The organism is Mesorhizobium sp. M0152, from assembly GCF_040322415.1.
GTDB lineage: Bacteria > Pseudomonadota > Alphaproteobacteria > Rhizobiales > Rhizobiaceae > Mesorhizobium.
The window spans coordinates 1-1,650 of record NZ_JAMYTH010000109.1 but is presented as its reverse complement, the minus strand read 5'-3'; the positions used below and the strand labels follow the sequence as shown (position 1 = coordinate 1,650).

Below are 1,650 nucleotides of genomic sequence, written 5' to 3'. Positions count from 1 at the left end.
CCTGTCCCCGCAACCAAATCAAACAGCCCGCCCGGCTCTCGCCCGCGGGCTGTTTCGATTCCAAGCTAACCCCAACCCACCAAGCAAATCCCCCCAGCAGCCCCGGCACAAAAGTAAGCGCAACCCAACACGTCCGAGAAAGCCAAATCCATAAGCCCGTCACACCTCAAGACGCGCAGCACGTTTGCTTGCGGACGATAAGGTAGGTATCAAAGCGCAGCACCGAGGCCAGTTCGCCCAAATACGACGAACTTAATCGGCCAGGTTCTTAGCCAGCCGGCTTCTGCGTCCACCGTCTTGGGTATAGCGAGCATTTAAGCGTGATGACGGTCGGCATCGACTTCCAGTCGATCCTCGATCGAGCCGGCGTTTCTCAATAACTGAGGCGACAGCTCGGTCGCCCGAATCAAACGGCAAGCGATTCTCTCCAGGGCGAATCGCGGCAAAGATAGAGCGCGGCGAATCGGTCGGCCTGCTGATAGTGGCATCTATTGCTATGCGCGCTGCGCGAACCACAATCTCCGCGGGAGATTGCCAATGCCGAATCATGCCTTGAACGACCATTATGAGAGCTTCATCAGGAAGCAGCTCGAATCGGGCTGCTACAACAATGCCAGCGAGATTGTCCGCATCGGCCCGAGCATGCTCGAGGATTCGAGGCCGAGCGGGAGAATGACTGCGCGAGGAAATGCCGCCGCGTTTGACCGAGCTCCAGCGGGATCCAACGAAAGGTGTTCCGGCCGAGACGGTCCTTTCCCGGCTGCAGGCGCGTCATCGCGCGAAGCAGGCGAAAGCCAGCTAGGGGATGGAGTACCGGATGTCTTCCCATCGCGGAAGCGGAAGCAGAGCTGGAACAGCTCCATGACGACATAGCCGAACGTGCGTTGCCGATGATCGTGGAATTTTGTTGTGGGTATCCGTGACCATTCCCTCGGCTTTTCGACGTTTCCGCAAAGGGGCACCGAACGGGTTGAAATCATGCCTGGGGTGCGGATTGTTGGCTACAGGCGCGCCGCCAGCATTGCTTCTGCCGTCGAGGGCGTGCGCGTGCTGATCCTGGGCATCTTTCTACGCCGGCCGGAACATCAAACCGGAAGTGCCCGAAGACCAGCTCTGAAAGCCGCTCGGGCGGGCGCCGCCGGTCGACGGTTCGGGCGGCACGGCTGGTTTCTTTCGGGCTGATGGCGCACGCTCGGCGTGGAGCTTTGCTGCGGGCTTCCTAAGGACGGCCGGCAACAGAACGCCGCCGACAATCCATGCAAGCCAACTCACGAATTTCGGCCTCGTGGATATCTCTGCGAGAAATCGAAAAAACATCTCAGATGGCAGTTGACAGTTTGGTTTGGTGGCGACTATATACGCCTCACGAACGAGGGCGGCTCGCCGCTGGCGACGAAGAAGTTCGCTTCTAACTCTGCCCTCCGCGAAATTCAAGAGAGCCGCGTGAGCGACACTCGAACGGCCCCGAAGCCAAAAGCGTAAGGGGTCACGACATTGCGTGAAGCGGTGTCTGTTCTTTGACAATTGAATAATGAAGAAAGAGAAACGTGGGCGGCAGAGTCCTGCTGAACCTCTTATCCCGCCAGGGGTGAGAGGTTCGAACGAGACTTTGGCGGACACGTTTTGAGAGAATAAGTCTACCAAGACACG

Annotated in this window: 2 protein-coding genes; both read left to right on the top strand. The window is 58.4% G+C overall.

Annotation, left to right across the window (positions count from 1 at the left end; genetic code table 11):
• Positions 1-537: 537 nt before the first annotated feature.
• Positions 538-873: a type II toxin-antitoxin system ParD family antitoxin gene (locus NKJ26_RS33310; protein ID WP_502903264.1), complete on the top strand. Its 336-nt coding sequence runs from the start codon at positions 538-540 to the stop codon at positions 871-873.
• Positions 874-909: 36 nt separating this feature from the next.
• Entirely contained in the window at positions 910-1,182 is a 273-nt protein-coding gene (locus NKJ26_RS33305; RefSeq protein WP_352608417.1) for a hypothetical protein, read from the top strand.
• Positions 1,183-1,650: the final 468 nt, after the last annotated feature.